This is a genomic window from Bacteroides ihuae (assembly GCF_900104585.1).
GTDB classification, from domain to species: domain Bacteria; phylum Bacteroidota; class Bacteroidia; order Bacteroidales; family Bacteroidaceae; genus Bacteroides; species Bacteroides ihuae.
On the sequence record NZ_FNVX01000006.1, the window covers coordinates 373,990 to 395,449 of the forward strand.

Consider the following 21,460-nt stretch of genomic DNA (forward strand, 5'->3'; position numbering starts at 1 on the left):
AAAGCAAAGAGAAGAAATGCACTGTTCTTAGAGCAAAAAAATCCCGGACAAAGAATTACTAAGTCCGGGACTGGCGAAGTACATTTTGTGATGCACTTTGCACTATTTGAATTAACTGGTTTTTAAAATGGACGACCACCGAAGCCGCCACGCCCCCCCATGCCTCGTGGCGGTCCACCAGGGCCACCAGGACCACCATGGCGATCCATATTTCCTCTTCCTTTATTTCCTCCAAAGACGTTCAAACGATAGATAAAGTGAACCATGAAATAACTATTTATTGCATTATACTCCGTATCCTGCCTCATACTTGCAGAGATGCTGCGCGATAAATTACTCTGTTCTTTCAATATATCATATATCTGGAAACTAATAGTAGCCTGCTTTTTCTTGAGAAAGTTCTTAGCCACTTGAGCATTCCAGATAAGTTCATTACGGTCAAGACCTGAACTATAACCATTCCTCATGCTATAGGATCCATCCGTAGCAAGAGTTACACTCCAAGGCAATGTGATATTCGTACTGGCACCAAAAGAGTAGTCAAATGTTTCCTTATTAGCTTGTGATTGCAAAGAATTTTTTGAAACATTATATTGTATCCCAGCATTCAAGCCAAATTCAAACCAGTCATTACGAAAAGTTCCATTCAATCTCTCCGAAAGGTTTAAACTACGTGTTGTATTCTTCACCGCATCCGCATTGGTTAAACTGGTATAACTAACCATGTTATTATATGATCCGTCCGAGAAAGTAGAAAGAGTAAACTTCTTATTCTTTAATGGAGTATTGAACACAAATCCTCCATTTGTCGACCAATTTCCGCTTATATTCTCTGGCTTAGTTGTTTTACCTCCAGTTTGTTCGTTATAGGTAACCATATTGTTCACACTATTAATTGTATTCGTAAAACTAAGCCGAAGCATCATACTTCGTTGCGTTTCGGGTAGAAACGTATTATAAAAAAGCATGAAGTTGTTACTGTACGACGGCTTCAGTGAGGGATTACCCTCTTTCACATTTAGCGGATCAGAATTATCCGTTATAGGCAACAGGTCGGTCATGCTAGGCTGTGAAGTTCTTCCCCGATAATTAATGCGTAATTGAGTCTGTTTATTAAAACGATACCTATAATCGAATGTTGGGGAAAGATTAACCACATTGCGAGTCGTGTCCACCTTTATTTTTCCCTGCTCATAACTGGTAGTAGAACTCTGAGGTTGTACACTAAAACCAATATTGTATTGATATTTTTCACGCATAGTCTTTAAAGATACATTGAATTCATGCGTATCATACGTATTCTCATAAAATTTACTTAGTGAATCAAGACGGTTATCCAAATAGTTTGCTTGATCTCTATAGTCATAGGTATTCTTATCCGTCTTCTGATACTTATGTTGATAACTATAGCTGAACTGCAAAAAACGCTTTGTAAATACCGGTTCACTATATGTTGCCTGAATCCGATAATTGTATCCATTGTTCACATTATCGATATACTGATCCTGCTCAGTAACTGAACCTGTTTTAAAATAACGAATTTTTGAATAAGAGTATTGATCCGAATTATCATCGCTGTATCCATAAGACATCCTCAATGTTATGTTTCGCCCTTTATTATTCAGCTTACGGTTAATCTGCAAGTTTCCGTCTGTAGAAACACCTTTAGTTAAGCTAGACGACTTTCGTAGATTATAGTTCACTAAATCATCAATATCAACAGTCTGTGTAAATAACGACTCATTGAGCGCATATTGCAAAAGATTGTCCGTATCAGACATCAGAGAATGAGAATTAGAAAGATTATCTCCTGAAGAATAAGAGAAAGAAGGACGAAAGATTATGTTCGTCAAACTATCCGGCTTCCATTCAATTTGGAAGTCGGCATTCACGGCTTCTGATTTATTTAGTTGGCTATTCAAACCTTTAGAGAAAGAAGAACCACTTTGCAGAAATGTTTCAGACTGGCTGCTTGTTTTTACATCTTTATCAGAATGGCTATAATCGACACTCCCTCCCAATTGTAGTTTACTCGTTTCCGTAGCAAAATTTAAACCTGTCGTTTTAACAGCATTAACGCCACTATTAGATCCACCACCACGGCGAAATCCTCCACCACCCGGAAAGCCTTGGTCATTTATATTGTTTGCATTCGCCAATACACTCAACTGATCTCCATCAGAAAAACGATTCAACATAACCTTTCCCAGATAACGTTCCTTGTTACCATAGCCCGCATCTAAGTTACCAAACCATCCTTGATTCATCCCTTTCTTGATAGAAAGATCAATTACCGCTTCTTCTTCACCATCATCAATACCTGTAATACGTGCAAGGTCCGACTTTTTATCATAAGATTTAATCTTATCAATCATTTCCACAGGCAGATTCTTCATAGCTACTTTAGGATCTTTCGTAAAGAATTCTTTGCCGTTCACCATAATTTTCTTAATCGTTTTTCCATTGATGGTGATCGTTCCATCTTCGGCAACTTCCGCACCGGGCAACTTCTTCACTAATTCCTCTAGCATTGATCCTTGTGGCACACGATAAGCCGAAGAATTATATACTAAAGTATCTTCAGACACCGTTACCTGAGGAGCTTCAGCTGTTACAACTGCTTCTTTTAGCAGAATAGCATCCGTATTCAAAGCTACAACACCCACATTTTTTGTCAGATCAGAGACTGAAAGTTGCAAAGGAATATTCTTTGTCCGCAAGCCAATGTAAGAAATCACCAAGACATATTTTCCTGATTTTACTTTTGGTAAGGCAAAGCGCCCCCTGGCTTGTGTTACTCCCCCTGTGACGTATGCACTATCAGGTAAAGATAATAAGCGAATGGTAGCTTGTTCCACCGGGTCTTTCGTATCTATTTCGATAACCCTTCCCGATACTGTTATGTTTTTGTTTTGTGCGAAAGCGGACATGGCACCTACAAGTAGTACCATCCCAACGATAATTTTTCTCATTAGCCAGCGTGTATTGATTGATAACAATTGCATTTTTGACAAACAATTGCTCAAAAGGTTTAATCAATACTGCAATTATCTTTTAAAAAGTTTGTCTACAGTCACTTTCTTAATGCCATACTCTAGGCAAATTATATTCATAATCAAAAAAGTAAGAAAAGAAGAAGTATCAACAGAGATTAAATCGCCAACCGCAACCCGATAAAGCATCCCTCCGAAAATAACAATAATAGTGAAAAATACAGCATATCTCATCGCATTCACACGTATCCGATCTGTCTCTGGCGACTCATGTTTAGTCAAGGCCAAAAGAATCATCAATGCACCTAGCATCATCAATAGCTTGGTACATTCTTTATAGAACAGCAAGTTACTATCAGTCACCGCACCTTGCATCACTAACAAAAACGGGATAAATAGAGATAACATTAGGATAACATATCCCAATGGACGGCAAAAAACAGGCAACATCGCTTTCATAATCTTTTCATTAAGTTATTGGTACAAAGATACTTGTTTGTTTATAAAAGTAGTATGGTTAGATGCATTTATGGAGGAGGATTTTGCTTTTTTAAGTTCTGTGCTTTAAGTTCTGCTTCATAAATCCTATCTTTGCATACAAAGAAACCATTCCTAAATTATGAGCAAACAAGATGTCATCCTATGTGAAAGTCTCGAAACAAGTCTCGCACGTGCCATTGAAAAAAGCCCGCACGATAAATTGTTTATCTTGACCGATGAGCACACTACCGACCTGTGCATGCCTTCACTCAAACACGTTTCATCCTTAAAAGCCGCCGAAGAGATTATTATCGGAGCTGAAGACACCCATAAAACCCTCGAGACTCTAGCTAGCGTATGGCAAACGTTGAGCGAAAAAGGAGCCAGTCGACATTCCCTCTTAATCAATGTAGGCGGAGGAATGGTAACTGACTTGGGAGGATTTGCCGCCGCAACCTTTAAGCGAGGAATTAACTATATTAACATTCCAACTACACTCCTTGCCATGGTAGATGCCTCTGTAGGAGGTAAAACCGGTATCAATTTCAATGGACTAAAAAATGAGATTGGAGCGTTTGCTCCGGCAAGTTGCGTACTTATCGAAACAGACTTTCTTCGCAGTTTAGACTCTGACAACTTTTTTTCAGGATATGCTGAAATGTTGAAGCATGGTCTCATCAGCAACACCGCTCATTGGGCCGAGCTACTTTCTTTTCCAACCGAACAGATCGATTACGCCTACCTCAAGCAACTCGTTGGTCAATCCGTTCAGGTGAAAGAAGATATTGTGGAGCAAGATCCCTTTGAACACGGCATCCGTAAAGCACTTAACCTCGGGCACACCGTTGGCCATGCTTTTGAGAGTCTCGCCCTTGCCGAAGATCGCCATGTGCTCCACGGATACGCCGTAGCTTGGGGTATTGTGTGCGAGCTATACCTCTCGCACATCAAAGCTGGCTTTCCTAAAGACAAAATGCGGCAAACCATCCAATTCATCAAAGAGAATTACGGCACTTTTATCATCGACTGCAACAACTACGACCGTCTGTATGAATATATGCAACACGACAAGAAAAATACAGCAGGCGTTATCAACTTCACCTTATTGAAAGAGATAGGGAATGTAAGTATCAATCAGACAGCGAATAAGAACGAAATCTTCGAAATGTTCGACTTCTATCGCGAGTGCATGGGAGTATGAAAGAGCTGCTAAACCGAAGAAAACGCATAAAAAGGGCGCATAATGTTTGGAGTTTCAAAATGAAATTGTAACTTTGAGCTCCGAATTCGGGGTGTAGCTCAGCCCGGTTAGAGTACGCGTCTGGGGGGCGTGTGGTCGGAAGTTCGAATCTTCTCACCCCGACTGCTGAGTGTAAAGCATTTACAAGAAACATCTTGTAAATGCTTTTTTCTTTATTCTCTTTTACTAATAGCAATCTCAACTTTGTAAAAGTAACAAAAGTATCATCAAGTTTGGTGCTAAAGAGATTCTTTTTAAACCTTAGCTGAAACAATACCTAGACTAACATATATTTATTAAAACCTGAAATCTCCAGGCATAACGACTCTATAAATTAGGAAGTATTTGAATGAAAAAGGATAAACTGCTGAAAAGGTGCATTGCTTTAGTAATAGGATTATTTATCATGGCTATTGGAGTAGCGCTATCCATAAAAGCCAACCTGGGAACATCGCCTGTTTCTTGCGTACCATACGTTTATAGCCTAGGCTTCCCAATGACTGTAGGACTATTATCAATCATTGTCAATGTATTAATGATCCTACTGCAGATCATATTACTCAGGAAAGAGTATCAACTAATGCAACTAATACAACTACCAGTAGCTCTCATCTTTGGATTCTTTATCGACTTCGCCATGTTCTTGCTATCAGATCTTCAAACGTCAAATTACATCTACCAATGGGTTCTATGTCTGCTTAGTTGCGTAATTATTGCATTTGGAGTATTTCTTGAAGTAAAAGCCAACGTTACCTATCTTGCCGGAGAAGGATTATCGATTGCCATATCCAAAGCTTTCCACACAGAATTTGGAAAAGCAAAAGTAGGCGTTGATGCTAGCTTAGTTATAATTGGAGTCGTTAGCTCTTTTATCCTGCTTCACAAATTGGAAGGTATACGCGAAGGAACCATTGCCGCAGCTCTGTTAGTAGGTACCATTGCACGATTCTATAATAAGAATTTCAAATTTATTGATTCGTTAGTCAGCACAGAAAAAGAAGGAGTAGGTGAACAAATGAATACTGCTAATCAAGAAAAGAGAATCATTATTACGATTGCCCGTGAATTTGGTAGTGGCGGCCATGAGATTGGCGAAATCATAGCTAAAGAGTTAGGTATTTCTTTCTATGACACGAAGCTAATTGATCTATCAGCAGCAGAGAGTGGTCTAACGCCAGAGTATGTAAAAGAGCACGAACAAAAATTAGCTAACAGTTTATTATTCGATCTTTACGAACAGAACTATGCTTATGTGAATGAAGAGATGCCACCGCTCAACACCTTATTCATGGTGCAAAGCAAAGTTATAAGAGATATCTGCAAAAAAGAGCCGTGTGTTATTGTAGGTCGTTGCGCCGATTATGTTTTAAAAAGTAATCCAAACTGTTTCAATATCTTTATTCATGCCGGGAAGAATTTCAGGATGGAGCGTATCATCAAAGAGTATGGCATTGCTCCCGATATAGCCGAAAAAGAACTGGAAAGAACAGACCGAGAAAGAGGCAATTATTGCAAGCACTACACTCATCGACTCTGGGGTATGGCAAGTAACTACAGTCTAACTATTGACAGTTCTTTATTTGCCCCTAAGAAATCTGCCCTGTTGATTATCCATGCTTTGCATAAATTGATTGATTAGTTGATAATATTCGTAAAAAATCACTCACACAAGCAGCTAAAAGAAGGATAACTTTTAATCAGAGACTTGACTATCCTTATCAACAAAGAGAAGAGCCATATCATTATTCAGAAATGGAGTTTGATATGGCTCTTTTATGCATATTCGTTACAATCTGTAACTTTTTAGAATGGTCATTTTAGTTTTGACACGCCCTCTTAATTTTTAGTCGTGACTGAGCCGTGACAAATTCTATATCTTATAATGAATTGTTATCTATTTTCGGGTACTAATTTACCAATGAGATTAGGAAGATCCATCGGCGCATTTGGTTCCTTCATTGCATCACGAATCTTTTGCTTCTGCTCGGGAGTCAGTATTTGAGCCATTTGCTTAAACACATCTCCAAGAGACACGAAAATAGATCCTAAAGCATCTCCAAGCTCTTCACTATACTGATTATTAAGCGCATCACTAGGTTGCTCGGCCAGCAAATTTTGATTCATCTTTTGAATGACCTCTACCAAACGATTTACAATAACCGGTTTCGCTTTCTCTATGGAATCTTTCAAAGTAGACAATAGTTCTATCTGCTTTGTAGTTAATTGATTGGTAGTATCCTTCACCATAACAGGCGTAGGAATATTCCATTGTGCCACCTGATCTTTTATTTTCAGTCTCTTACGGGCAGTAAACATTCGATTATTAATATCCGTCTTTCCATCTTCAGTTCTTTCAACACCTTCCCAACTGCCCAATGTATACTTGTATTCATATTTCTTATTATAGAAGCAAGGGATCTCCAGAGTATAATGATTGTTATCAACCCGTTTCATACAATAGCTACTATCTTGCGGATTCCAAGCATTAAAAGAGCCAGCAACAAATATAGCAGAATCTTTTTGAATACCAATACCTGGTAGCTCTACGGTAAGACGGACAGAACCTACTTGAGCATTAACACTGACACAAACAAACAGATATCCCACAAAACAAAGAAGGGTGCAACGAATTTTTCTCATGATACATAAGTTTAAATTAATCAATAATTAATTAGACTCTTTCTTTAGCGCAATTGTTACACAAATATAACAGCGTTAAGCGTAATTAACAATTTATTTGTATCATAATTGAATTAGTACTGCGTCGATAAACGAAAATTGAACCTTCATTTTAAGCTATTAAAGCAGAAAGATGGGCGTTCTACAACGTTATAATCTTCTTTTTACTAAATTTGCACAAGTCCCATGGATAAAGAAGCTTCAACCATAAGGAATAGGGATATTACAATTAATTATTATGAAGATAAATGTTACGGCTGGCAATTTAGGCACACTCCTCAATACTCAAACAAATATAAATACGCTCTTTACTATCACCGGAAAAATTAATGGAGATGATATTGCGACTATACGTAGCATTACAAATTTATCGACTCTCAATCTTACAGACGCTAGCATAGTAGAAGGTGGGCGTTTTTGCAACAAACAGAAAGAGTATACCTCTATCACCAAAGATGAAATCCCTGATTATATGTTATCCGGTTTTGAGACGATATCATCTGTATCCATACCTAACACCGTCAAGAGCATTGGGAAAAAAGCATTTTCAGATTGTACCGGACTCATAGAGATTACTATTCCAAAAAGTGTAACCTCGATCGAAAACAGTGCATTTGAGAGTTGTACAGGATTAGCATCCGTCACTATTCCTAACGGAAGTATTGGTAGAAGTGCATTCTCAAACTGCTCTGGATTAACCACGTTAACGATAGGTAAAGATGTAACGAATATTGGTGAGACTGCATTTCTTGGTTGTTCAGGAGTGGCATCTCTTAGCATCCCTGATAAAGTAACTATTATTGGCGACCAAGCATTTAAGGATTGTGCCGGAATCGTTTCAATCCATATTTCCAATGGTGTAACTTCTATTGGTGACCAGACATTCAGAAACTGCGCAGCATTGACCTCTGTCACCCTTCCTAATAGCATCACTTCTATTGGCGACCAAACATTCAGAGGGTGCACAGCTTTACCTGCTATTATTCTTCCCGATAGCATCCTTTCTATCTGCGAGAATGCCTTTATGGATTGTTCCGAATTAGCTTCAGTTTATCTTCCCAGCAACTTAACGTCTATAGAAGGATGGGCTTTTTATGACTGCCCCAAACTAACCGACATCATCATCCCCAGTAGTGTTATTTTTATTGGTGAAGCAACGTTCTTTGGTTGTTCAAGCCTCTCATTTGTCACCCTGCCTAGCGGCATAACCTCCATTGAAGACAACACCTTTCATGGCTGTACCGCACTAAACGCAGTCATTCTTCCGGATAGCCTCAACAGCATTGGTTATCATGCTTTTAAAGACTGCTCTGCACTCACTGAGATACATTGCAAGGCTTTGGTACCACCAAGCGTAACCCCGGGAGCTTTCAACGGAGTAGATAAAAAACGCTGCAAATTATATACACCTAAAGGAGTTCATGAAGCCTATTGCCATGCAGCAGGTTGGACAGATTTTTCGGCTGTTATCGAAGAATGATTTTTTTAATCCAGATACTCCTTCTTACACATATCAACACAGAGAACGAATACCGAAAGCAGCAGTGGACCAAAAATAACTCCTAAAAAGCCAAACAACGAAAGCCCTATGAATACGCCAAAGATAGTGATCAAAGGATGTATATCCGCCATTCTTTTCTGCAATATAAAGCGTATGAGATTATCCACATTCGTAATGACAATAATTCCATAAGCAGCCAATCCGATAGCCTGTGGCCAATCGCCCAACAAAGCTAAATAAACCGACAGCGGGAACCAAACCAGACCAGTTCCCAGCATAGGGATAATCGTGACGAAGCAAGTTATAACTCCAAAAAAGAAAGCATTGGGAACTCCAAGAACAAGATAACCAATTGTAGCCACTCCTCCTTGTATTAAAGCCAACAAAGGAATGCCAAGTGCATTCGACCTTACGATCAAATTAATCTCTCTCAACACATATTGCTTATTCTTATCGCTAAATGGCAGTAAACTATAAGTGTATTTTTCCATCTTATTGCCGCCAAGCAACATAAAAAAAAGAACAAAAACCATGATAAACAGATTCATCACAAAACTACCTAAGCCGGCCATAAAACTCTGTCCTATTTGAGTCAGAAAATTAATTGCAGATGTTATATTATCCTTAACAAGTACATCATAACCGGTTTTTTCCTGCACCAAATCAGCAACATGCTGAGCAGAGCTAACAAGTGCGGCCTCGTCAAGATTTATACCTTCCAATCTGGTTAAAACCAGCCATACAAATAGAGATAAAGGTATCAGAAAACAGAGAATAGATTCTAATAAAAGAAGTATTGCCACTAAGCTACGTTTCATTCGTCTCTTTTCTGTGAGATAAATCAACTGACCTCGTAGCATAATATAGATGGTAAAAGCTCCTAATATGCCACTCAGATAGGGTGCAAGTTCAAAGAACAAAAGTGCTCCCAGAGCTAGTACAATAACAATCAGAGAATATTTCCAATAGCGTTCTTTTTCAGTCATAGGGTTACTTTTTTATATCTATTACCATCATTTGAGACTATGTGCAAATATAGAGTTTTTTCTCATTCTCAGGTTAATATCATATTATAATCTTTAGCTGATTATTAGTAAGCATATCTGTGATTGATACCCTCGGCTATTGCCACAAAGAAGATCATCAACAACATCTTGCCAAAGTAAGAAAGTCCGAATCCGAGATGTTTAAAACCTTTTAATGAGATAGATTATAATAAAAAAGCTATTCTTTCAAACCGCTAAAGTTTGAAAGAATACAAGCAAAAAGCCCATAGCCTTGCTACAAGGCCCTATTTCCCTGACGTCAAAACATCCACAATAGTATAGGTGACTTTAGCATCAGGCACTGTAGTAGTTATTGTTATCGTATAGATCTTCCAGAGCTGGTTAGTTTCTTGCCATCTAACATCTACGTACGCAGTTGGGTTGCTACAAGTTACTGAGACTGATGAAAGTTCTTCCGTTGAAATCCAAGAATACTCCACAGTAGCACTCTCCCAGAGGATTGATGCATTGGTTAATTTCAGATCATCCGTGGTAATTAAAAAGTTGTCGGAGTTGGGTACATAATCCTTTCAATTTAGAGTAATCTTTTCAATCCCTATTTGGGTATTGTTTAATTTAACGGGATTTTCCTCACTATTCTCACAAGAAACAAATAAAAGAATAGAAATGATAAATAATAAATTCTTCATAATAGTTAAGTTATAGTCTATAAATAATTTGGCAAAAATAGAAAGAATTAAATAAAGCACAAAAAACAAACGAATCATTTTTCTTAAGAAGATTAATTTGTATCCTCAAAAAAACAATTCTCTATATAGCTAATTTGAAGGCTAGTAAATAAACGATTCTCGTTTATTTATCATAATACTTTATAAATAAATCGCCATATTACAGTAAGATGAAATAAACTAAGAAGAGTTATTTATCATTCCCTTCCAAGTTTGATAATCCATTTATTTTCATTTCTTTCCATTAGGGTTTAATTAATTGGATTTTCATATTGCTATGACTTCTTATTAATTCTAGTATCATACAGCACATACCATAATAGATATCAAAACCTATTAATTTATTAACGAAAATTATCATTTGACGATTTTTATACATTTGGCACTTTCAATGAAGTGCTTGAATTCTTCGGTATTAAGACTTATCAAGAAACGAAAACCTTTCTGAATATCACGGTAATCCGCATATTCCATGCTTAAGAAAAATGCGTATATTGAATATAAAAAATTTAATTTACATTAATCTTAGTTTATCTAGATTACCACATCCCATTCTCTTTAAAGAACTCTATCCCTTTAAAGGCTGCTCCCTTTGCTCTTTCAATAGTCTCAAAAGATTGCTTTCCCCATATTTTATCTATCTTAACAGCATATTTGTGTTCTACATTCTCATAGATAAGGATATAGTGGCTATCCATCTTCAGAAATTTGTTACCATTGCGATTAACAATCCATTTGTGTCTGAGAAAATTAGTACGCTGAGTCGCTTTCTTTTTCAACTTACGCTCAAGGCATCTTGAAGTTTCATAATCGCCTGTAAGTTTGGAAGCACATTGGCAACCCACTAAATATTGTTCGATAATATCTGGATGAACAATAACATGTACATAACGGATTTTTTCGTGCCCACACATCATACAATTTTCATAGATGGTTTCATCTTTCGATTGACCATCTTTTCTAACATCATACACATTTTCTAATATCCACCCTTTGTGCGGAATATCTTTTAGTTTCCAACGATTAACCATATATAGAATGTTTATTACCTTTAACCATATTATGACAAATAACTAATTTTGAATGCTAGTTAATAAACCATTTTCAAAATATAAATAGCTACAATTTATCTCTCCATAAACCCATTGTTCGTATGTTCCAAAACCTCCTATTGTCTTATTTATATTATCTGGCTCTCCCCAAGATTCTCGACACATCTGCTTATTAAAACCTATTTCAACTTTCCCTTCAATAATTAGTTTTGCTTTTTGTTGACCATATTTTTTTACCATTTTTTGTTTATCTGCAATATCTGTCTTATGCTTTTCCAATGTTTCAAATTTATTAAATGAAATATCAGTTCCTGCAATATCGTCAAGCCAAACAAAAGATTTTCCATATTTGGGATTATCCATTATCGCTATTATCTCATTATCGCCGCCTTCTTTTACGGCGATGTCTACACACTTTAATTTAACTCCAGTAGGTATATCAGCCCTCTCACTTCCATCATTAATACTACGAAGTCCATTTTTCTCTTTATTTATTGAAGACCGATTATTAACATAAATATAATCTTTGCCAGTATAAACTTGTTTCATTTTCTCAAAATACCCTTGAGTAAGGAATAATGAAAATACGATTTGTTCTAAATCGTTATAGTATAAGTATACAGTGTCTTTACTAATAGTTTCAATTAATTCTATACAGGCTTTTCCTTTATCTAATGCCCATATTGAAGATTCTGGGCCAGAAATTATTTTATTTACAAGAAAGGATTTACATTTTAATTGATCATAGCTGCAATGCATAATATTATTATTGTTTTTATACGGAATTGCCTTGTATAAAGGATAATTGCTGCCATCAAATTTGGGAACAGTATATAAATGCATATGTGAATATCCTCCTCGCTCTTTTGAGAAGTTATTTTCTCTTAAATAAATCGTTTGCCCAATGTGTTTCCTCACATTACTAATATCTATATTTTGTAAGCTGTCATAGCGTTCAGTAAGAAGCATAGTATCTATTAATCGTTTTTTCATACATTTATTGGAGTCTACAATAGATCTCTTCTCCTCAATTTTCAATCTAGTAATTTGCGCAAACGTATAATCCACGAATGACAGCATTAATACAATAAGAATATACCTTTTCATTATAATATAAGTTTAAATTAACATCAAAATAGTCTATATAAAAAGCCAACGCATTATTGCTACAATTATCTATTTACAACGCCCAAGAATAAATTAATATTTTTATTAAATAGACGACTGATTCTATCTATTCCTATTCTTTTGAACAGACAAAAGTAAAAACACTTATTTTCTAACAAGTCTTTTTTCAAAGTCTAATCCCATTATTGCCAAAGATCTACCATCACCAAGGATATTGCGAAATAAAATCAAAAGATCCAGACTTATCTTTTTTCTAATTTAGAGGTATTAAAGTATCCCCAATCGTTTTATGCATCTCCTTAATATCAGTATCACTCACTATAAGCTCATTTCTATTAGTCACACTCCTCAAAAAATCCAAAAGCTTGGATTTCTGAACAATAAAATCCGGATTATCAATTTTCATGTATGCCTTTAAATTCGTCAAATTTTCTTTATCATGAATTTTTTGTTCTTTCTCAGATTTCACTTCACCATCTGATTTAGAAAACAAATAATAAATTATATCTTCAATAACATCTCTATTATTTTTGAAGATATACCTTATTCTATCGGCTTTAATATCAGTCGAAAAATAAATTTGCGCAGATTCTGGTATAACAATATGCTTCTGCATTTCTTCAATAAAAGTAAATAGTTTTTTCAAGATAGAAACTTCATCATGTTCTTTTTTTTCAGAACAATTTTTAAGATTAAAGAAAAATGATTTTTCCTTTTCCTCATGGATCAACTTTCTTGCTTCCTCTTGAAAAAGTAGATCATCCAAAGATAGCAAGGACAATAGTTCCAGATAACTTATTTCATTACTTTTTAGTTTATAAGCAAAATATTTAAAAAAAGAAGAGACATAACAAACTGATTGCTGATCAGAATTTACTCTATTAGTGAATAACAAAAAAAGTATCTTTGCCACAATTTCATTAGCCAAACCTTCTGCGCTCAAGATATCTTGAACAATAGTTTTAGCATCTGTCTCTCGTTCCTTTTCAGTATCGCTTTTTAACACATAATTATTAGAACCAGCAGGTTCTGCCTTCCGTTTGTTTTTCTGAGCAATATAAGACCTTACCAATGCTTCCAATTCTTTGTCTTTAGACGGAAGTTGAAAATCTTTTTTTAAAGTATATTTATATTGAGGAGGAAAATTGAACAACACTCGTGGATTTGACCTTATTGTTTTATAGACCTCTGGATTCAGAAATTTAATTAATTCCAGCCAAAATAAATCAGGCAAATAAATATCATCCAACACTTCTTCTTCAAACTGACGCACAGTAAATTTGAAGGAGTTCAAGAAGCGATACACATTTCTAAAACTATCAAGAACCTCTATTAAAAGGCACTTTGAATTAAACAATTTCCTTTCTAATATATCACGAATTAGATTATTAATTCGATCAGGTTTTACTATCTCTGCTAATATTGCACGAAGTTCCTTCTCCAATACTTTTATTAAGATTGTTTTTTCATAGGCAGGCATCACTATTTCAAGATTGATAATCTTCTCCAAATAGCGTTCAGGTTCATTCAACTTGTTTTCACGAAGTGTGTCAAGAACATGTTCTTTATCATACGCAAGAATAAAAAAGAAATTTTGGAAATCTGCAGTATTGCGTATCAACTTAAAAACGCCCATTAATTCATCATACTCCAAACGGTCTAAATCATCAACAATAATAACTACAGGTTTGCCTATCTTCTTAATTTTCTCAGATAGATCTTTATATTGAGATAATGCAGAATCAGCTTGCCAACAGCACAGCCTTATCAATGAAATGAACCAATTAAATTTTTCAAAAGAAAGACTAGAAAGATATCTATCAATTGCTCGGTTTATTGATGAGTCATAAACAGAGAGTTCTGATTGCATTATCGCAAAAAATTCACTTATTACATCAGTAGAGCTACTACAGAACCAAGGTTTAAAATCAAAATGAATCACGTGTTGATTTTCCTTTTCATTTAGTTCTTTATTAAGAAGTAAGATAAACGATGTTTTGCCTTCACCGTAAGCCTCATTTAGTCCTATCGTAAATGCATTGGCTTTCTGTTTCTTATTCGCCTCAAATGTACTCTTTATTACCTGAATCATTTTTTTTGCATAACTAGAGCGCCCGTAATCATCTTGTTCTGTCGGAGAATCATAATACAAAGAATGCTGTTCACCCTCTCCAGCAGTTTTTTTCTTTCTACATATTATCTTATATATAGCAAGGAAAAGCTCAGAACAAAGCAAAGAAGCAAAAGGAATATAAATATAAAAAGCAGAACCTAAACCCGTAAATTCATAACGCTTACTACAAAAAACAAATATAAATACAACAAAAAACAGTCCTTCATAGCAGACTCTAAGCGGGAACAACTCTATCTCATCTTTAAAATTCTTTATTACTAAAGAAGCAAAGAGTCCACACAAAAAAAGAAGAATTAAAAACACCCATATATTACCATCCGGTACAAATGAGAATATAGGATTTACAATATATTCTATCCACAAATTATTTATTAATCTCCAGAACAGCACAAAGAAAGCTACCACAGCAGTAAAATATAAAAGCTGATTAACATTCAGCTTTTCGGCTAAATGCGAATAACAGTACGCCAACTCTTCCTTTACTTTTTCTATATTCTTCTCTTTTCCCATTTTTATTTAGTTTCTAAGCATTCCAAATCTTACAATTCGCATAAAAAGTAATTTGCAAAATATTCCGATTCCAAGAAGCTTTACAAGAAAACCTTACTAATAATTTGGCTCTACAAATATAGAAAACATTTCAACAAACAGAAAACAAAATGAGTACTATTTCCAGTACGCACACTCTAATCTAACTAATTATTCCTACTTTTGCATTCTGAATCATTGTTTATCAAACCTGAAATTATGCGCTACAAACTATCCGCCCCTTCACAACTGAAGGCTTCCATACAGCTTCCCGCATCCAAAAGCATTAGCAACCGTGCTCTTATTATTCATGCATTGGCTAAAGGAACAATCGTGCCGGGCAACTTGTCGGACTGTGACGATACGCAGGTAATGATTAAGGCATTGACGGAAGGTAATGAGGTGATAGATATTATGGCGGCGGGTACTGCTATGCGATTCTTAACGGCTTACCTAAGTGTGACGCCGGGCACGCATACCATTACGGGGACAGCTCGTATGCAGCAACGTCCTATTCTTATATTGGTCAATGCGCTTCGGGAATTGGGAGCACAAATTGAGTATGTGGGCAACGAGGGGTATCCTCCTCTTCGCATCACAGGCTGCCAACTATCGGCCAATGAGATTACGCTAAAAGGGAATGTTAGTTCACAATATATTTCGGCTTTGTTGATGATTGGGCCTGCTTTGGAGCAAGGGCTTACGGTTCATCTCACAGGCGATATTATTTCACGGCCGTACATTAATCTTACGTTGCAACTAATGAGAGATTTTGGTGCTGCGGCCGATTGGTGTTCAGATTGTAGCATCCGTGTGCAGCCTCAGCCTTACAAGGATGTACCGTTTACAGTGGAAAGCGATTGGAGCGCTGCTTCTTACTGGTATCAGATTGCGGCACTTTCACCTGCTGCTGAGATTGAGTTAAAAGGACTCTTCCGCAACAGTTATCAGGGTGACAGCCGAGGAGCAGAGGTATTTGCTAAACTGGGCGTAGCAACTGAATTTACTGATAGAAGCGTAACACTGTATAAAACGGGCTTGAAGGCTGAAAGGTTAGATGAAGATTTTATCGACATCCCCGATTTGGCACAAACCTTTGTGGTTACTTGTGCACTAATGAACATTCCGTTTCGCTTCACGGGCCTGCAAAGTTTAAAGATTAAGGAGACCGACCGCATTGCGGCACTTATTGCCGAGATGACAAAACTGGGTTACGTATTGCGGGATAAAGACAATTCCGTTCTACTATGGGATGGTGAACGTTGCCAACCACAAGAAGTGCCGGTAATCAAAACTTACGAAGATCACCGTATGGCAATGGCATTTGCTCCGGCCGTCATTTCTTTTCCACAAATACGCATTGACGAACCGGGCGTAGTTACAAAGTCATATCCCGGATATTGGGACGATTTACGTTCTGCCGGGTTCTTAGTAGAACAAGAAGATTAATTATCCAAATAGCTTTCATTTACCCTCTTTATTTTCTATAATATGCAGAAGTCACCCTTCATTGAGAATTTCTGAAGCTTCTTCCTTGTGGATTGCATAGGTATTCTGACTTATAGTGATATAGGTAGACACTATTACTAACTAAAAAAAATAGTGTTTTATGAAAGATCAAAAAATTCGTCGTTACACGGAGAATGAAAAATTATCTATCCTTCGTGATTATTACAGAAGCGGTGAGTCAAAAAACTTCATTGTTAAGAAGTATTCTCTTTGCGGTTCTTCTTTATTAAATCGTTGGTTAAGTCGTTATCCAATTGAAGAGTATTCTGTATATTTGGAGAATTTACATTCTGACCAGATTATGACTGAAAAATTATCGGATGATTTATCATCTACTGATTCTAAAGAAGCTTTGGAGCAACGCATTAAAGCTTTGGAAAAAGCTCTGGCTTATTCTGAATTAGAGACTCGTGCATTAAACGTTCTTATTGATGTAGCAGAAAAAGAAGTGGGCATTCGCATCAGAAAAAAATCTGGGACCAAGCAGTAACTATACTTTGCAAGCAGGATGGCCTGTCCGTCAGTACTGCTTGTAGACTGTTTGGCCATTGCAGACAGGCTTATTATCAACTAAAAACTGATTATATAGAAGAATGTAATCAACAGGAACGCATTCTTGCCGCTGTGAAAGAACAGCGTTCGGAAGATCCCGGTATTGGTGGTCTAAAGCTCTATCTTATGTTGGTTTCAATTTTTGGTCGGGAAAACATGCCCGGTCGGGATCGCTTCCTTTATTTACTGCGTAGAAAAAGGTTGATGCTTCCTGCCCCCCGAGCTCGTCATACCACCAACTCTAATCATCGTTATCATAAATACAAGAATCTCATACGCGGGTTTGTGCCCACTGCATGCAATCAGTTGTGGGTGAGTGATATCACTTATATAGATACAGAAATAGGATGCTTTTACCTTCACCTGATTAGCGATGCGTATTCACATAAAATAATCGGGTGGAAGCTTTCCGAATCCCTCAAAGCCATTCATACATTGGAGGCTTTACAAGAAGCCATTAAGGGTACAGGAGAAGAAGATCTCACAGGGCTGATTCATCATTCGGATCGTGGTAGCCAATACTGCTGTAATATCTATGTAGAGGAACTTGAACGTAGAAACATCAGCATTAGTATGACGGAGGATTACAAACCTACCGATAATGCCATTGCTGAACGTATAAACGGAATAATTAAGCAGGAATTTATTTATAGAATTAAACGCTTTAAAACCAGTGAAGAGGCAGAAGAAAAAATAAGGAGATTCATCCTTTTTTATAATGAGAAGCGACCACACATGAGTATAGGTATGAAAACGCCCAATAGTGTGCATGAACAATCCGGACCGCAAGAAAAAATGTGGAAAAATAAAATTTATAAGAAAAAGTCAACTGAAAAACCTGACAATTTTATAGATTTGTAAACCCAACAACAGGTCCCGGTGAAGGTTTAAGCCATCAGCAGGACAAGAATGAGAGGTACATCGAGTACCACTCATTCTTACCCAACAACAAGTCCGGATCTGGTTTGTCCATCATTTTAGGTATTAAAATCTAAAAGTGTAAACAAATACAGTGTTATAAAAAAGGAACTGTCTATCTTTTTAGAGACTAAATCTTAAAAGTGTAAATGAAGTCAGGGAAAGAAAAAGAAAACAGTCTACCTTTTTAGCTTGAAAGACTAAAAACTGTCTACTCAATTCAGTAAAAGTCATCTTGATACCTGTTTCAATAGTTTCGCGTACTATAAAACTATTGTTTCATGCCTAGAAACGAAAAGTTTCCTACCTATAAACCTTCAGTTTCAATACGTGGAAACCAAAGGTTTATAGGCAGGAAACTTTGCCTTCAAAATAAGATCGTGAAGAATCTTATAGCGATTATATCGCTACTTCTTGCGAGCTATTTGCAGATTCGATTGACGGGCGTAACCGATGCGGAAGTTCAAGGGCTTAGCATCAGCTTGTTCGTAAGCAGCACGTAATTCGGGTTGCACATATTTAGCAAACATAGAGATGGGCTTCAAGAATGTGCCATAAAGAGTAACGTCCCACTCTTCAGAGTTATAGAAGGGCAATGGAATTCCCGAATCATCTTGTAGCACAGCCGATGAATGGTCTAAGACAGCATCACGGATAGCAGAGAAATAGCTAACGTGCATCAGGTAGGAAGCCGACTTTATGAAAGTTGCCGTAGTGGCTGCATCAAACTTATCAAGATAAGCCAATAAAGGCTTTTTGTGAGGGAAACCACCATTGCTCAAGTCGGTAGATAGATAATAAAGGGTCTGTAGTTTCCTTGTTCCATTGCGAAAATACTTAAACTCCACCATACCCGTACCACGAATGATGGGGGTGCCATCTTCGTTTGTATCTGCGATATTGCCTTCATCGGTAATCTTCACGTTGCGGATGCTGACAATCTCCCTACCCGAGCGAACCATCAATACCGAAATAATAGGAACGACACCATCTATTGTATCATTAAAGAGTTCTTGCTTCATATCATCTGTACGGAAAAAGCTCAAGTTTAAAATATCCGACACCGCGTTTTGATATAACCGATAGGTCTCTGTTGAAGGCTTATCAATATTGATAGCACGCCCCGGTCGCTCCAATCCAATGAGAAAACAAGTATCCATTTCAGGAAAGAAAGTATTGGGGAAAAGATAATCCGGACCGCCAAATGGATAGAACAACGTATGGCAACGGGCATTAATATCTGCCAATTCATTTTGCCTAAACGCCATCAACTTGGGAGCTGTTTGCTGAAAAGCATTCCAAATCTGATCCATATTACGAGCATGCGCCTTCCACGTTTCAGTCTCCATTAAATCATAGAGCTTGCTGCTGTCGTTCTTCACCGGAAGTCCGGCTACAAAGCGAGCCGCATTGTTCAGTGCTTCATCGGGCACGAGGTTCACTGCATTTGTTTCACTCGTATCGGTAACCGCAACAATGGGTTCAGGCGCAGGGGCTCCCTGCTTCTTTTTAGGCTCGCAGGATGCCAGACACACAGGCAACACAATAGCCAACACTAGATAATTTAGTTTGATTTTCATATAGAACGTTTATTTTTTATTTTTAGAATGAAGTACTAGTCTATTCAACAGATAAAGACCCATGCCGGTAAGCAGAGTAGCTAAGCTCATCAGACTCATCCACATAGCCGATTGTTGATCATTGACAAAGGTATTTGTATAATCCTCGCACACTAAATAGATAATGGACCAAAGAATAAGAACGATAAACACGCATGGCACAACGGGATAGCCCCACGTACGGTATGGGCGTTCTGCTTGCGGAAAACGATGACGGTGAACAAAGACGCCAATTACCGTAAGCAAGGCAAAAAATGAAAGTGTGATTCCTGTATATTTAGTAACTAACTCGAAAGAATCGGTTATAATGAGCAACGCACTGATAATGAACTGTATCCAGATAGCGACATAAGGTGTTCCTTTGGCTGATTTCTTTGATAAAGCACGCAGAATGTAAGTATCCTCGCCCATCACTTGTGAAACCCGTGGCCCCAGAAAAACCATAGAACTAATACTCGAAACCAGCAGCAGAGCAATGAGCAATCCCATCACTCTTCCACCATTCAAGCCAAAGATGGATTGTGCGGCAATGAGCCCCACTTCTACCTGCCCGGTCATTGCTGCAACAGGAGTTGAATAAAGAAAAACGGCATTGAGTAATAGATAAAGTAGTGTAACAATGAGGGTGCTAATGAGCAATGAACGGGGAATGGTACGTTGAGGGTCACGAATCTCATTGGCCATGTAAGCCGAAGCATTCCAACCCGAATAGGCATAGTAGACCCAGACCAAAGAAACAGCAAAACCGGTTGAAAAGACATCGGAAAAAGAAAAATCAGCAAGCGACGAAGTAATGCTTTGGGGAGCGGTGGGAAGACAGATACCGCAAACGATAAAGCCAAGTATGACAAGTACTTTAAAGGAGGTAAAAATGCGTTGTACGGCTCCCCCCATTCTTACATCGTAAGCATGAATCAGCGTCACCAAAAAGAGCACACAAAGTGCAACAGCCATGGGATGAAGCACCGGAAACATTCTATAAAGGTAGGTACTCAAAGCCATACAAGCCAATGCGACGGGAGCGGCAAAGCCTACAATGAGTGATGCCCAGCCGGACATGAATCCAAGCATCGGATGATAGATCTCACGCAGATAGTGATACTCTCCACCCGAACGAGGCATGGCAGCACCCAGTTCACCGTAAACTAGTGCACCGCAAAGTGCAATCACTCCGCCCAATAGCCAAAGTAACATGATAGAAACAAAGTTCGTGGTTCCCATCAACTGGAAGCCGAGTGAGGTAAAGACACCTGTCCCAATCATATTGGCTATTACAAAAGCAGAAGCGGTTACCAGTCCGAACTTATATGTGTTGCATTTGTTCTTAATCATGTTTTCGCCTTATCAAAGGCACAAAAATACAATTAAATAAGTAACTTTGCAGAAATTCTT

Annotated in this window: 15 protein-coding genes and 1 tRNA gene; 7 read left to right on the forward strand and 9 right to left on the reverse strand. The window is 37.4% G+C overall.

Annotated features, from left to right (window positions below; genetic code table 11):
* Positions 1 to 122 precede the first annotated feature (122 nt).
* Both BQ5338_RS12270 and BQ5338_RS12275 read right to left on the reverse strand, forming a co-directional pair.
* Positions 123 to 2,972 (reverse strand): TonB-dependent receptor, encoded by a 2,850-nt coding sequence (locus BQ5338_RS12270; RefSeq protein ID WP_071147860.1) that lies wholly within the window; start codon positions 2,970 to 2,972, stop codon positions 123 to 125.
* A 75-nt stretch (positions 2,973 to 3,047) separates the two neighbouring features.
* Positions 3,048 to 3,452 (reverse strand): hypothetical protein, encoded by a 405-nt coding sequence (locus BQ5338_RS12275; protein ID WP_071147126.1) that lies wholly within the window; start codon positions 3,450 to 3,452, stop codon positions 3,048 to 3,050.
* Positions 3,453 to 3,612: 160 nt separating this feature from the next.
* Between BQ5338_RS12275 and aroB the strand changes: the two genes are divergently transcribed.
* From aroB to BQ5338_RS12290, 3 genes are all read left to right on the forward strand, one after another.
* Positions 3,613 to 4,674 (forward strand): 3-dehydroquinate synthase, encoded by a 1,062-nt coding sequence (aroB, locus tag BQ5338_RS12280; RefSeq protein ID WP_071147127.1) that lies wholly within the window; start codon positions 3,613 to 3,615, stop codon positions 4,672 to 4,674.
* Positions 4,675 to 4,761: 87 nt separating this feature from the next.
* Positions 4,762 to 4,836 (forward strand) — tRNA-Pro (locus BQ5338_RS12285).
* Positions 4,837 to 5,062: 226 nt separating this feature from the next.
* Positions 5,063 to 6,352, forward strand: a complete 1,290-nt coding sequence (locus BQ5338_RS12290) for a cytidylate kinase family protein (protein ID WP_071147128.1) — start codon at positions 5,063 to 5,065, stop codon at positions 6,350 to 6,352.
* Positions 6,353 to 6,603: 251 nt separating this feature from the next.
* Here BQ5338_RS12290 and BQ5338_RS12295 read toward each other — a convergent pair whose 3' ends face one another.
* The gene (locus BQ5338_RS12295) at positions 6,604 to 7,353 is read right to left on the reverse strand and encodes a hypothetical protein (RefSeq protein WP_139265249.1); all 750 of its coding nucleotides are present in this window, start codon (positions 7,351 to 7,353) and stop codon (positions 6,604 to 6,606) included.
* A gap of 277 nt (positions 7,354 to 7,630) precedes the next feature.
* Between BQ5338_RS12295 and BQ5338_RS12300 the strand changes: the two genes are divergently transcribed.
* Positions 7,631 to 8,872 (forward strand): leucine-rich repeat domain-containing protein, encoded by a 1,242-nt coding sequence (locus BQ5338_RS12300; protein ID WP_071147130.1) that lies wholly within the window; start codon positions 7,631 to 7,633, stop codon positions 8,870 to 8,872.
* Between the two features lie 5 nt (positions 8,873 to 8,877).
* Here the strand turns inward: BQ5338_RS12300 and BQ5338_RS12305 are convergent, their stop codons facing one another.
* The 4 genes from BQ5338_RS12305 to BQ5338_RS12325 all read right to left on the reverse strand — a co-directional run bounded on the left by BQ5338_RS12305 (position 8,878) and on the right by BQ5338_RS12325 (position 15,452).
* Positions 8,878 to 9,879, reverse strand: a complete 1,002-nt coding sequence (locus BQ5338_RS12305; RefSeq protein ID WP_071147131.1) for an AI-2E family transporter — start codon at positions 9,877 to 9,879, stop codon at positions 8,878 to 8,880.
* A 1,288-nt stretch (positions 9,880 to 11,167) separates the two neighbouring features.
* A complete protein-coding gene (locus BQ5338_RS12315; RefSeq protein ID WP_071147133.1) occupies positions 11,168 to 11,659 on the reverse strand; it encodes a hypothetical protein in 492 nt (163 codons plus the stop codon).
* A gap of 42 nt (positions 11,660 to 11,701) precedes the next feature.
* A complete protein-coding gene (locus BQ5338_RS12320) occupies positions 11,702 to 12,673 on the reverse strand; it encodes a hypothetical protein (RefSeq protein ID WP_139265250.1) in 972 nt (323 codons plus the stop codon).
* A gap of 388 nt (positions 12,674 to 13,061) precedes the next feature.
* Positions 13,062 to 15,452 carry a KAP family P-loop NTPase fold protein gene (locus BQ5338_RS12325; RefSeq protein WP_071147135.1) on the reverse strand — a complete coding sequence of 797 codons (2,391 nt, stop codon included), beginning with the start codon at positions 15,450 to 15,452 and terminating at the stop codon, positions 13,062 to 13,064.
* Positions 15,453 to 15,689: 237 nt separating this feature from the next.
* Between BQ5338_RS12325 and BQ5338_RS12330 the strand changes: the two genes are divergently transcribed.
* The 3 genes from BQ5338_RS12330 to BQ5338_RS12340 all read left to right on the forward strand — a co-directional run bounded on the left by BQ5338_RS12330 (position 15,690) and on the right by BQ5338_RS12340 (position 18,392).
* Positions 15,690 to 16,919 (forward strand): 3-phosphoshikimate 1-carboxyvinyltransferase, encoded by a 1,230-nt coding sequence (locus tag BQ5338_RS12330; protein WP_071147136.1) that lies wholly within the window; start codon positions 15,690 to 15,692, stop codon positions 16,917 to 16,919.
* Between the two features lie 160 nt (positions 16,920 to 17,079).
* A complete protein-coding gene (locus BQ5338_RS12335) occupies positions 17,080 to 17,469 on the forward strand; it encodes a transposase (protein ID WP_071147137.1) in 390 nt (129 codons plus the stop codon).
* 47 nt (positions 17,470 to 17,516) lie between these two features.
* Positions 17,517 to 18,392, forward strand: coding sequence for an IS3 family transposase (locus BQ5338_RS12340; RefSeq protein ID WP_235816444.1), 876 nt, complete (start codon positions 17,517 to 17,519; stop codon positions 18,390 to 18,392).
* A gap of 464 nt (positions 18,393 to 18,856) precedes the next feature.
* Here BQ5338_RS12340 and BQ5338_RS12345 read toward each other — a convergent pair whose 3' ends face one another.
* Together BQ5338_RS12345 and BQ5338_RS12350 are read right to left on the reverse strand one after the other, a co-directional pair.
* A complete protein-coding gene (locus tag BQ5338_RS12345) occupies positions 18,857 to 20,029 on the reverse strand; it encodes a hypothetical protein (RefSeq protein ID WP_071147139.1) in 1,173 nt (390 codons plus the stop codon).
* 9 nt (positions 20,030 to 20,038) lie between these two features.
* Entirely contained in the window at positions 20,039 to 21,400 is a 1,362-nt protein-coding gene (locus tag BQ5338_RS12350; protein ID WP_071147140.1) for an APC family permease, read from the reverse strand.
* Positions 21,401 to 21,460: the final 60 nt, after the last annotated feature.